Annotated in this window: 7 protein-coding genes and 5 tRNA genes; 10 read left to right on the forward strand and 2 right to left on the reverse strand. The window is 71.4% G+C overall.

Features of this window, described 5'->3' with window-relative positions; genetic code table 11:
- Position 1 precedes the first annotated feature (1 nt).
- The gene (locus ACIRFL_RS13275; protein ID WP_404027417.1) at positions 2 to 3880 is read right to left on the reverse strand and encodes a nitrate- and nitrite sensing domain-containing protein; all 3879 of its coding nucleotides are present in this window, start codon (positions 3878 to 3880) and stop codon (positions 2 to 4) included.
- A gap of 565 nt (positions 3881 to 4445) precedes the next feature.
- Between ACIRFL_RS13275 and ACIRFL_RS13280 the strand changes: the two genes are divergently transcribed.
- The 9 genes from ACIRFL_RS13280 (at position 4446) to ACIRFL_RS13320 (ending at position 9047) form a co-directional block, all read left to right on the forward strand.
- Complete coding sequence (locus ACIRFL_RS13280; RefSeq protein ID WP_404027419.1) at positions 4446 to 4634, forward strand: hypothetical protein; 189 nt, start codon at positions 4446 to 4448, stop codon at positions 4632 to 4634.
- A gap of 796 nt (positions 4635 to 5430) precedes the next feature.
- Positions 5431 to 6216, forward strand: coding sequence for a fumarylacetoacetate hydrolase family protein (locus tag ACIRFL_RS13285; protein WP_121890772.1), 786 nt, complete (start codon positions 5431 to 5433; stop codon positions 6214 to 6216).
- Positions 6209 to 7693: a glutamate--tRNA ligase gene (gltX, locus tag ACIRFL_RS13290; RefSeq protein WP_404027422.1), complete on the forward strand. Its 1485-nt coding sequence runs from the start codon at positions 6209 to 6211 to the stop codon at positions 7691 to 7693. The genes ACIRFL_RS13285 and gltX overlap by 8 nt, the downstream gene beginning before the upstream one ends.
- A 53-nt stretch (positions 7694 to 7746) precedes the next feature.
- Positions 7747 to 8478, forward strand: a complete 732-nt coding sequence (locus ACIRFL_RS13295; RefSeq protein WP_404027425.1) for an HAD family hydrolase — start codon at positions 7747 to 7749, stop codon at positions 8476 to 8478.
- 90 nt (positions 8479 to 8568) lie between these two features.
- A tRNA-Gln gene (locus ACIRFL_RS13300) sits at positions 8569 to 8640 on the forward strand.
- Between the two features lie 39 nt (positions 8641 to 8679).
- Positions 8680 to 8752: transfer RNA gene (locus ACIRFL_RS13305), tRNA-Glu, on the forward strand.
- Positions 8753 to 8779: 27 nt separating this feature from the next.
- Positions 8780 to 8852, forward strand: a tRNA-Glu gene (locus tag ACIRFL_RS13310).
- A 22-nt stretch (positions 8853 to 8874) separates the two neighbouring features.
- A tRNA-Gln gene (locus ACIRFL_RS13315) sits at positions 8875 to 8946 on the forward strand.
- A 28-nt stretch (positions 8947 to 8974) separates the two neighbouring features.
- Positions 8975 to 9047: transfer RNA gene (locus ACIRFL_RS13320), tRNA-Glu, on the forward strand.
- A 463-nt stretch (positions 9048 to 9510) separates the two neighbouring features.
- Here the strand turns inward: ACIRFL_RS13320 and ndgR are convergent.
- On the reverse strand, positions 9511 to 10227 hold the full coding sequence (gene ndgR / locus ACIRFL_RS13325; protein ID WP_404027428.1) for an IclR family transcriptional regulator NdgR: 717 nt from the start codon (positions 10225 to 10227) through the stop codon (positions 9511 to 9513).
- Between the two features lie 190 nt (positions 10228 to 10417).
- On the opposite strand from ndgR, the gene leuC reads away from it, so the two are divergent.
- A complete protein-coding gene (gene leuC / locus ACIRFL_RS13330) occupies positions 10418 to 11848 on the forward strand; it encodes a 3-isopropylmalate dehydratase large subunit (RefSeq protein WP_404027430.1) in 1431 nt (476 codons plus the stop codon).
- Positions 11849 to 11853: the final 5 nt, after the last annotated feature.

The raw sequence follows: 11853 nt of genomic DNA on the forward strand, positions 1-11853 counted from the left end.
ACTAACGCTCCTGCTGGTGAGTGGGGCTCGGGAAGCTGCCGGTCTGGCCGTTGTTGACCTGACGACCCTGCGCGATACCCCGACGGAGATTGGTCAGCCGGCCACGCACGTCATCGGGCGCGCGTGAGACCTGCGGACCGCTTTGGTGCTGTTGCTGCTGAGCCGTGCCCGGGACGAGGTTCGCCCGGGGTACCCGGCGCGGCAGGCCTGAGGTGGTGACCCCGCCCGCCGCGGGCTGGCGCACCCGCTCGGCCTGCCGGACGAGTTCGTCGTTCGGCGAGCTGCGCCAGGAACTCGTGACGGGATGCTGCGGGCCCGCCGAAGGAGCCGGTCCGTCCTGCGGCTGCTGCCCGGCCGGAGCCGAGCCGTTGCCCTGCTGGCCGCCGCGGAACCAGTTGGTCTCCAGGGTGTCGTACAGCGGGGTACGGCCGTCTCCGGGACCGCTCGCCGGGGGCAGCGCCTCCGGTTCCTGACGGCGCGCGCGCCGCGGCGGCACCGCGGGGCGCTGCCCGGAGAAGTCGGTGCCCCGGCCGTTGGTCTGCGGCCGTTCGAACTGGCCCGTGTGCTGCTGGCCCGGCCGGCCGGGCAGCGCGTGCTGGCCGGTGGAGCCGTTGTCGTAGCCCTGTGCGGGGAACTGGCCGGTGGAGCCGTTGTCATAGCCCTGTGCGGGGAACTGGCCGGTGGAGCCGTTGTCATAGCCCTGTGCGGGGAACTGGCCGGTGGAGCCGTTGTCGTAACCCTGCGCCGGGAACTGCCCCGTGGAGCCGTTGTCATAGCCCTGCGCCGGGAACTGCCCGGTGGAACCGTCGTCGTACGCCTGCTGGGCGGCGAACCGGTCCGGGGCGGGGGCGTCTTGCCGGCCGCTCGGCGTACCGAAGACGTCGGAGCGCACGAACTGGCCCGAGTCCTGCCGACCGGGCCCGCCAGGGCGGCCGAACGAGCCGCCGCCGCCCTGCGGGGCGTCGAAGCCGGAGCGGTCGAACTGGCCGGTGTTCTGCGTGCCGTTCGCACCGGTGAAGTCCGGCCGGGGGAACTCGCCCGTGGCGGCCGGACCCTGGGAGGCGTCGCCCGCGGGGATCGCCGGCATCTCCGCCGTCGCGCCGGGGCCCTGGCGGTCGTCGAACCGCGGCATGCGCGAGGTCTGCGCCGGATCCTGCTCGTCATGGCCGCGCGGGGTGTCGAGCGAGGCCCGGGACAGCGGCGGCTGCGCGTTCTCGTCGCTCCAGCTGGGCGTGCGCTGCTGCGGGTTGCCGCCCGGCAGCTCGGCCCGCGGCCCGCCGCGCGGCGGCAGCTGCGGCTGCCGGCCCTGGTCGGCGCCGCCACGCTGCGGTGGCACCGGAGGACGGCCGCCGAAGACGTCCTGCTCGGGTCCGCCTGAGCCGGCCGCCTGCAGGCCCTGCGGAGCGCCCGGCGCCTGACCGCCGAAGGCTCCGGCGCCCGCTCCGGCCGGGCTGGGCGGGCCCTGCTGCGGCCCGCGTGCGCCGGCGTGCGCACCCGGCCGGCCACCCTGACCCGTGCCGGGCAGTGCGGCCCGCGGACCCTGGCCGGCGCCGACCTGGCCGCGCGCACCGGATCCGGCGCCGAGCCGGCCACCGCCGCCGGGCCCACCGGCACCGAGGGGACCCGGGCCGCCCTGGGCGGCACCCCGCCGGGCCGCGGCAGCGCCCGCGGCGGCCTGCGCGGCGGCCGGGCCGCCCGTGGCGGGCACACCCGGCTTGCCCGGAGCGGGCTTCTTGCCGCCCTGGGCGACATCGACGGGCAGCATGACCAGCGCCGTCGTGCCACCCGAGTCGGACGGGCGCAGCTGGATGCGGATGCCGTGCCGCTGCGACAGCCGGCCGACCACGAACAGGCCCATGCGGCGGGAGACGGAGACGTCCACGGTGGGCGGCGAGGCAAGCCGCTCGTTGATCGCCGCGAGGTCTTCGGGGGAGAGGCCGATGCCGGTGTCGTGGATCTCGATCAGCACCCGGCCGTCGGGCAGCGCATGACCGGTGACCTTGACCTTCGTCTGCGGCGAGGAGAACGAGGTCGCGTTCTCCAGCAGCTCGGCGAGCAGGTGCACGAGGTCGTTGACGACGCGTCCCGCGACCTCGGTGGTCGGCACCGAGGCCAGCTCGATCCGCTCGTACTGCTCCACCTCGGAGGCGGCGGCGCGCAGCACGTCGACCAGCGGGACCGGCCGGGTCCAGCGGCGGCCGGGCTCCTCACCGGCGAGGACGAGCAGGTTCTCGCCGTTGCGGCGCATACGGGTGGCGAGGTGGTCGAGCTTGAACAGCGAGGACAGCTGGTCCGGGTCGGCCTCGCGGGACTCCAGTTCGGAGATGAGCGACAGCTGACGCTGGATGAGGCCCTGGGAGCGGCGCGAGAGGTTGGTGAACATCGCGTTGACGTTGCCCCGCAGCAGGGCCTGCTCGGCGGCGAGGCGGACCGCCTCGCGGTGCACGTCGTCGAAGGCCGCGGCCACCTGGCCGATCTCGTCCCGGGAGTGCACACCGACCGACTCCACGGACGTGTCGACGTCCTGCGGGTCCGACTCGGACAGCTGCTTGACCAGCTCGGGCAGCCGGTCCTGGGCGACCTTGGTCGCGGTGTCCTGGAGCCGGCGCAGCGAGCGGATCATGGACCGGGCGACGACGAACGCGCCGACCAGGGAGACACCGAGGACGAGCAGGATCAGCGCACCGGAGATGATCGCGTCGCGCTCGGTGGCGCTGCGCAGCTCGCGGGCCTTCTGCTCCATCTCTTCGAGCAGCGTGTGCTCGATCTTCTTCATCTGCTCGATCTTGGTCGAGCTGTCGTCGACCCAGTCGCGGTAGGACCGCTTCGGCAGCCCGTTGATGCCCTCTTCGCCGCCGAGCGCGCGCTTGGCGTAGGTGTCCGCGGACTCGATGGTCGGGTTGCCCTCGTCGATGGGCTTGAGAAGTTCCTCGGCGCCCTGCTCGGAGTAGAGCTTGCGGAAGATGTTCAGCTCGGAGGACTCGCTCTGCAGCGCCGAATCGCCGTAGAGGCGGTCGTTGTCGGAGAGGTTGCCGAGCGTCTTGTTGGTGTCGGGCAGGGCCGCGGCGATGACGGCGCGCTGCACGGACGCGTACTCCTTGGCGGTGGAGAAGGCCGCCAGGGCGCGGGTGCGCTGGATCATCTCCGGGTTGCTGGACGCCTGGGCCATGTCCGAGGAGAGGCCGATCAGCTGGGTGATCAGCCGGTGGTACGCCTCGACCGTCTGGGTCGAGTTGTCCTTGGACTGGTACGCGGAGCGGCGGATCTTGGCCAGGTTGTCCAGCTGGCCGGCCAGGCCGACGAGGCTGTCGCGGACGCCCTGGAGGTTGCCGTCCTTGCTCGCGGCGTCGATGTCCTCGGAGGCGTTGAGGAAGTTGGTCAGGGCCCGGTCGGTGCGGTCCTGGTAGCCCTTGACGGTGAAGTTGTCCGTCTTCAGGCCGTGCGCCAGCGGTCCTGCGGACTGGTCGCGCTCCTCCTGGAGCGCCGCGGCGAGTTCGGTCGCCTGCTTCGTCATGGCCGTCAGCAGCTTCATGTTGTCGAGCTGCTGGATGTCGTCCATGGACTGGTTGATGCGCAGCGCGCCCAGCGAGGTGGCCGCGACCACGGGAAGCGTGAGCAGCGACACCAGACGCGTGGAGATACGCCAGTTGCGCAGGGCTATTCGCGATCCGGGGCCGGTCGGGCCCTTGGCGGGCTTGACCGGGGGCGCGGGGCTCGGCGGTGTGGACGGGGCAGCGGGGCGCCCGGGGCGCTCTCCGCCGTCGCCGGACGGGGCCGGGCCCGGGTTCTGGGCGTGCTGGGGCGAGGCGCCGCGGCCGGTCCCGCCGTGCGCCTCCGGCTCCGCCGGAGCGCTGCCATCCCTCTTGAAACGTCCCTGCACTAGCGTCGCAACCTCTGGACCAGGCGCCCCTCCGCGTGAGCGGACGGGCGGTGTCGGCGTTGTCGGGGAGCGCCCTGAATACGCCCCCCGGGTGGTCGTGAGTGACCGGCGCTGGCTCCCCCTGTCTCGCCGCCACTCGGCGCTGCTTCGCGCCCCCTGAGCGCCGGCTCGATCCCGCGGCGGTCCGTGGAATTCCAGCACAGTGCCGGATCTCCAACAAGGCCCGTGGGCCAGCACATGACCTCTGTGACAGCGTGTGAGTGCGGCGTCACGAGACGTGGAAAAAGATCTCGCACATAACGGACTTACTCCAGCGAGTCGCCGACCGCCGGACCGTGTCCCAGTCGCGATGATCAGGAGCGGAATGCCAGCTTCAGGGACGCAATGTCCGTTTCGCTGAGGCGAGTTGACCGTCAGGATTGACCGGTTTGTGCCTGGATTCGTGAGCAAACTCACACGCCCATCACGGGCGCTTCACGACGGCGCCGGGGAATCGGATGTTTAGCCTGACGCTTTACAAGAGGGAAGTATCTGCCAACCCACACAGGACAGGGTTCCTACAGCCGTGAAGACCACGATGATGTTCCGCACCATAGCCAACCCGCGTCGCACCACTCTCACCCACCTCGACGACGCCGACGGGCTGCGGGCACCGGAACTGCCGGAGCACTCCCTCGACCTGCCGGCCCAGACCGCCAACCCGCGGCGCACGGTCCTCATGGAGGTCCCGGCCGCGGCGACCCCCGCGGAGTAGTACGCGCAGGGGCCGCCCGGCCCGGCCCGCCGCGGCCGTTGGGCCCCGTCGGCCCGCGCCGCCCTCGGGCTACCTGCCACGGACGTCGTCGCCCCGTCGGTCCGCCCGGCCCGCCCTGGACTGCGCGGCACGGGCATCGGCGCCCCGGCGGCGGGCTTTGCCCATTCCGGGCTGTGCGCACCGGGCTTCGTCGGGCCGTCTCGTCGTCTGCGGGGTGTCGCGGTCCGGGGCGGCAGGGCGATGGCCCTGGCGGGCGCTCTGCTCGCTCTGGGCTGCGTGCCACGGGCATCGGTGCCCTGGCGCTTGCCCTGCCCATTCCCGGGCTGTGTGCGCGGGGATGTCGGGGCTTCGTGGGGCCGTCTCGTCGTCTGCGGGGTGCCCGGGTCCGGGGCGGCAGGGCGATCAGGGGCCCGGCGCGTGCTCGGCTCACTCCGGGCCGGGTGCCACGGACGTCGGCGCGCCGTCGGTCCGGCTGGCCCGCCCCGGGCTGCGTGGCACGGGTATCGGTGCCCCTGGTGGCTCGTCCTGCCCATCCCCGGGCCGCGTGCCACCGGCATCGGGGCCCTGGCGGCGGGCCTCGCCTACTCCGGGCTGTGTGGCATGGGCATCGGGGCTCCGGTGGCACGGGCGCCACCTCCGCGGTGGCGCCCTTCGTCGTGCCCGGTCATCCGCCTGTCCGGTAATCCGCGAGGTCACGGCCCCCGTGCCGCGTTAGCCTGGAGCGTCAGACTCCAGCCGACATCCAGCCGGTCGCAAGCCGACGCGGGTCTTCTCAGTTAAGGGGCGCAAGCATCCCGTGCGCATCGCCAGGTTCTCCATCGACGGGAACGTCGCCTTCGGCGCGGTCGAGGGCGACAAGCAGGACGAACTCGTCCTCGACATCATCAAGGGCATCCCGTTCGCGGACCACGAACTGTCCGGGACCAAGGTCCCGCTGAGCAAGGTGCGGCTGCTCCCGCCGGTGCTCCCCAACAAGGTCGTGGCCTTCGGCCGCAACTACGCCGAGCACGCGAAAGAACTCGGCAACGCGGTCCCCGACGCCCCGTTCGCCTTCTTCAAGCCGTCCACCTCGGTGATCGGCCCCGGCGACGAGATCCAGTACCCGTCGTTCTCCACGGAACTGCACCACGAGGCCGAGCTGGCCGTGGTCATCGGCCGGATGTGCCGCGAGGTCCCGCGCGACCGCGTCAAGGACGTGATCTTCGGTTACACCTGCGCCAACGACATCACCGCCCGTGACGTCCAGCGGCGCGAGAAGCAGTGGGCCAGGGCCAAGGGCTTCGACACCTCCTGCCCGCTCGGCCCCTGGGTGGAGACCGACCTGGACCTGGAGCGCGCGAACGACCTCACCCTCCAGCTCACCGTCAACGGCGAACAGCGCCAGCTGGGCCGCACGAGCGAGATGATCCACCCCATCGAGGACCTGATCGTCAACATCACCGAGGCCATGACGTTGCTCCCCGGCGACGTGGTCCTCACCGGCACCCCCGCTGGGGTCGGCCCCCTCAACGTCGGCGACGAGGTCGCCGTCACCATCGAAGGCATCGGCACTCTCACCAACAAGGTTGTCAAGCGTGGCTAGCGCACCCGGCTCTCCTGTACGCGTCCGTTTCTGCCCCTCGCCCACCGGTAACCCCCATGTGGGCCTGGTCCGCACCGCCCTGTTCAACTGGGCGTTCGCCCGGCACCACCAGGGCACGCTCGTCTTCCGCATCGAGGACACCGACGCGGCCCGGGACTCCGAGGAGTCCTACGACCAGCTGCTCGACGCGATGCGCTGGCTGGGCTTCGACTGGGACGAGGGACCGGGGGTCGGCGGCCCCCACGCGCCGTACCGCCAGTCGCAGCGCATGGACCTCTACCGGGATGTCGCGACCAAGCTCCTCGACGCCGGCCACGCCTACCACTGCTACTGCTCCCAGGAGGAGCTGGACGCCCGCCGTGAGGCGGCCCGCGCGGCCGGCCGGCCCTCCGGGTACGACGGCCACTGCCGCGACCTGACCGCCGCGCAGATCGAGCAGTACCAGGCCCAGGGCCGCACCCCGATCGTCCGCTTCCGCATGCCGGACGAGACGATCACCTTCACCGACCTGGTCCGCGGCGAGCTGACCTTCACCCCGGAGAACGTGCCCGACTACGGCATCGTCCGCGCCAACGGCGCGCCGCTGTACACGCTGGTCAACCCGGTCGACGACGCCCTCATGGAGATCACCCACGTCCTGCGCGGCGAGGACCTGCTCTCCTCGACCCCCCGCCAGATCGCCCTTTACAAGGCCCTGATCGAGCTGGGCATCGCGCAGGGCATCCCGGAGTTCGGCCATCTCCCGTACGTGATGGGCGAGGGCAACAAGAAGCTCTCCAAGCGGGACCCGCAGTCGTCCCTGAACCTCTACCGGGAGCGCGGCTTCCTCCCCGAGGGGCTGCTCAACTACCTCTCCCTGCTCGGCTGGTCGCTCTCCGCCGACCAGGACATCTTCACCGTCGACGAGATGGTCGCGGCCTTCGACATCGCCGATGTGAACCCCAACCCGGCCCGCTTCGACCTGAAGAAGTGCGAGGCCATCAACGCCGACCACATCCGGCTGCTGGACGTGAAGGACTTCACCGAGCGCTGCCGCCCCTGGCTCCAGGCCCCGTTCGCGCCCTGGGCGCCCGAGCGCTTCGACGAGACGAAGTGGCAGGCCATCGCCCCGCACGCGCAGACCCGTCTGAAGGTCCTTTCGGAGATCACCGACAACGTCGACTTCCTGTTCCTGCCGGAGCCGGTCTTCGACGAGGCGAGCTGGGCGAAGGCGATGAAGGAGGGCTCCGACGCGTTGCTCCGCACGGCCCGCGAGAGGCTGGAGTCCGCCGACTGGACGTCCCCGGACTCGCTGAAGGAGGCCGTCCTGGCGGCCGGCGAGGCCCACGGTCTCAAGCTGGGCAAGGCCCAGGCCCCGGTGCGGGTCGCGGTCACCGGCCGTACGGTCGGCCTGCCCCTGTTCGAGTCCCTGCAAGTGCTCGGCAAGGAGCGGACGCTGGCCCGCGTCGACGCGGCCCTGGCACGGCTTACGGCATAACGGCACGGCGCATGACGGCGGCGCGCGGCCCGGCCGCGCGCTACCGTCGGCCCATGAGCATCCGAGCCGTGGTCTGGGACGTCGACGACACCCTTTTCGACTACACGTCCGCCGACCGGGCCGGCATGCGGGCCCATCTGGCGGCCGAGGGCCTGCTGCACGCGTACGACGGCGTGGAGCAGGCCCTCGCGCGCTGGCGGGAGATCACCGACCTTCAGTGGGCGCGGTTCGGAGCCGGTGAGGCCGGCTTCGAGGAGCAGCGCCGGGACCGGGTGCGGGACTTCCTCGGGGCGGAGCTGACCGACGACGAGGCCGAGGCGTGGTTTCGGCGTTACATCGCGCACTACGAGGCCGCGTGGAGCCTGTTCCCCGACGTGCTGCCCGTCCTCGACGACCTCGCCGTAAGCCACCGGCACGCCGTGCTGTCCAATTCGAGCATCCACGTTCAGGAGCACAAGCTGCGCGCCCTCGGGGTGCGCGACCGCTTCGAGACGGTGCTGTGCGCGGCGGAACTCGGCGTCTCCAAGCCCGCGCCGCAGGCGTTCCTGGCGGCCTGCGCGGCCCTGGACCTGCCACCGCACGAGGTGGCGTACGTCGGCGACCACCCGGAGATCGACGGACGGGGCGCGGCCGACGCCGGGTTGCTGTCCGTGTGGATCGACCGCGGCGGGGCGCCGGCCGTCGCCGCGGCCGTCGCGGCGGCCCACCGGATCTCCTCGCTGGCCGAACTTCCCGCGATCGTCCGCGCGGATACCCGTTTTGGAGCCCCGTCCACCTTCGGGTAATGTTCTTCCTGCGCCGCGGTGAGCGGGCCGGAAGGCCAGGGAACCGGGCGCACAGCTAGAACAAGATCCCCTCAGGGGCTTGCGTTCCAGTGGCCTATGGTGTAATTGGCAGCACGACTGATTCTGGTTCAGTTAGTCTTGGTTCGAGTCCAGGTAGGCCAGCTCGCAGAGCTCATCTGCATCCGCGGATCTCATCCGCAAGCCCCCGTTGTGTAGCGGCCTAGCACGCTGCCCTCTCAAGGCAGTAGCGCCGGTTCGAATCCGGTCGGGGGTACGGTCTCGATCCTGTCGGGACGCTTGGGCCCCCGTTGTGTAGCGGCCTAGCACGCCGCCCTCTCAAGGCGGTAGCGCCGGTTCGAATCCGGTCGGGGGTACTGAACTGGTCTAAACCATCATTGGTCTATGGTGTAATTGGCAGCACGACTGATTCTGGTTCAGTTAGTCTTGGTTCGAGTCCAGGTAGACCAGCTCGGATCTGCGGAAACGCACGATCCTCGCCCCCGTTGTGTAGCGGCCTAGCACGCCGCCCTCTCAAGGCGGTAGCGCCGGTTCGAATCCGGTCGGGGGTACGGGACGATGGCTCTTCGCCTTAGCCGGTGTGCTGAGGTGGGGGGCCGTTTTCTGTTGTTCGGCCTGTTGGTCGGTCTGTGGCTGGTTGCGTAGTTCCCCGCGCCCCTCTGTGGGGCCTCGGCCGTCTTTCCGGTGCGGGTGCGTTGTGGCTTGTCGCGCAGTTCCTCGCGCCCCTCTGTGGGGCCTCGGCCGTCTTTCCGGTGCGGGTGCGTTGTGGCTTGTCGCGCAGTTCCCCGCGCCCCTCTGTGGGGCCTCGGCTGTCCTTCGGGTGCGGGTGCGTTGTGGCTTGTCGCGCAGTTCCTCGCGCCCCTTGGGGTGGCTGGGGTGTTGTTTGATCTGCGGGTCGTGCGTGGTTGAGCGCGCAGTTCCTCGCGCCCCTGGGGTGGGTGGGGTGGGGGCCCGTCGGTTGGGGCCGCGGCGTTGGGGCTGGTCCTTCCGACGGGGGACGCGGTCTGCTGGGGGTCAGCCTGAGCGGCGTAGGGCCTCGGAGAGGCGGGCGGCGGCGTCGATGACCGCCTGGGCGTGCATCCGGCCCGGGTGCCGGGTGAGTCGCTCGATGGGGCCGGAGACGGACACGGCCGCCACGACGCGGTTCGAGGGGCCGCGCACCGGCGCGGAGACCGACGCCACGCCCGGCTCGCGCTCGCCGATGGACTGGGCCCAGCCGCGGCGCCGCACTCCGGACAGGGCCGTCGCGGTGAAGCGCGCGCCCTGCAGACCGCGGTGCAGCCGCTCGGGCTCCTCCCAGGCGAGCAGGATCTGCGCGGACGAACCCGCCTTCATCGTGAGCGTGGAGCCGACCGGGACCGTGTCCCGCAGTCCGGACAGCCGTTCCGCGGCGGCCACACAGATGCGCATGTCGCCCTGGCGCCGGTAGAGCTGTGCGCTCTCTCCGGTGATGTCCCGCAGGTGCGTGAGCACCGGGCCCGCCGTCGCCAGCAGGCGGTCCTCGCCCGCCGCCGCGGCCAGCTCGGCCAGCCGCGGTCCGAGGATGAAACGGCCCTGCATGTCGCGTGCCACCAGGCGGTGGTGTTCCAGCGCCACGGCCAGCCGGTGGGCCGTGGGTCGTGCCAGTCCGGTGGCGCCGACCAGACCCGCGAGGGTGGCCGGACCGGACTCCAGAGCGCTCAGGACGAGGGCCGCCTTGTCCAGAACGCCGACGCCGCTACTGTTGTCCATGCAACGATACTCGCGTCTCACTCTGTGAAACGCAAGTTCAATTTTCGGTGGAACACGCCACCCTGGAAGACACAGTGGCCCGCAGACCGACGGGCTTGGCGGCGGACGCCCGGGGAACAGGGGCGCGGGCGCCGTTTCCGGAGAAATCTCTAGTTGGGCCGGTGCAGCACTGCCGGCCGGAGGGAAAGCGATGGGTAGGACACTCGCGGAGAAGGTCTGGGACGACCATGTCGTCCGGCGCGCCGAGGGCGAGCCCGACCTCCTCTTCATCGATCTGCACCTGCTGCACGAGGTGACCAGCCCGCAGGCCTTCGACGGCCTCAGGCAGAACGGCCGCCGGGTGCGCCGCCTCGACCTCACCATCGCGACCGAGGACCACAACACCCCGACCCTCGACATCGACAAGCCGATCGCCGACCCGGTCTCCCGTGTCCAGCTGGAGACCCTGCGCAAGAACTGCGCCGAGTTCGGGGTGCGGCTGCACCCGCTGGGCGACGTCGAGCAGGGCGTGGTGCACGTGGTCGGCCCCCAGCTGGGCCTGACCCAGCCCGGTGCGACGGTCGTCTGCGGCGACTCCCACACCTCCACGCACGGCGCCTTCGGCGCGCTGGCGTTCGGCATCGGCACCTCCCAGGTGGAGCACGTGCTGGCCACCCAGACGCTGCCCCTGGCCCGCCCGAAGACCATGGCGATCACGATCGAGGGCGAACTGCCCGCGGGCGTCACCGCCAAGGACCTGATCCTGGCGATCATCGCGAAGATCGGCACCGGCGGCGGCCAGGGCTACATCCTGGAGTACCGCGGCTCCGCCATCGAGAAGCTCTCGATGGAGGCCCGGATGACCATCTGCAACATGTCGATCGAGGCCGGCGCCCGCGCGGGCATGATCGCCCCCGATGAGACCACCTTCGCCTACCTCAAGGGCCGCCCGCACGCCCCCGAGGGCGCCGACTGGGACGCCGCGGTGGAGTACTGGAAGACGCTGCGCACCGACGAGGACGCGGTCTTCGACGCCGAGGTGGTCATCAAGGCCGACGAGCTCTCGCCGTTCGTCACCTGGGGCACCAACCCCGGCCAGGGCGCACCCCTTTCGTCCGCGGTCCCCGACCCGGCTTCGTACGACGACGCCTCGGAGCGGCTGGCCGCCGAAAAGGCCCTGGAATACATGGGGTTGGAGGCCGGACAGGCGCTGCGTTCCATCCGGGTGGACACCGTCTTCGTAGGCTCGTGCACCAACGGCCGCATCGAGGACCTGCGCGCCGCCGCCGGCGTCCTCAAGGACCGCAAAGTCGCCGACGGCGTACGGATGCTGGTCGTCCCGGGCTCCGCGCGGGTCGGTCTCCAGGCCGTCTCCGAGGGCCTGGACGTGGTCTTCAAGGAGGCCGGCGCCGAATGGCGGCACGCGGGCTGCTCGATGTGTCTGGGCATGAACCCCGACCAGCTCGCCCCGGGTGAGCGCTCCGCGTCCACCTCCAACCGCAACTTCGAGGGCCGGCAGGGCAAGGGCGGCCGTACGCACCTGGTGTCGCCGCAGGTCGCGGCCGCCACGGCGGTCCTGGGCCACCTCGCGTCCCCCGCCGATCTGTCCGACGCCGACACCCGTACGCCCGCTGGAGTCTGAGAGCC

The organism is Streptomyces sp. NPDC102462 (assembly GCF_044765425.1).
GTDB lineage: Bacteria > Actinomycetota > Actinomycetes > Streptomycetales > Streptomycetaceae > Streptomyces.

Excerpts from the sequence above, each read along its gene's own strand:
- ACIRFL_RS13295 (WP_404027425.1), top strand. The coding sequence starts at position 7,747 with ATGAGCATCCGAGCCGTGGTCTGGGACGTCGACGACACCCTTTTCGAC.
- ndgR (WP_404027428.1), bottom strand. The coding sequence starts at position 10,227 with ATGGACAACAGTAGCGGCGTCGGCGTTCTGGACAAGGCGGCCCTCGTC.
- leuC (WP_404027430.1), top strand. The coding sequence starts at position 10,418 with ATGGGTAGGACACTCGCGGAGAAGGTCTGGGACGACCATGTCGTCCGG.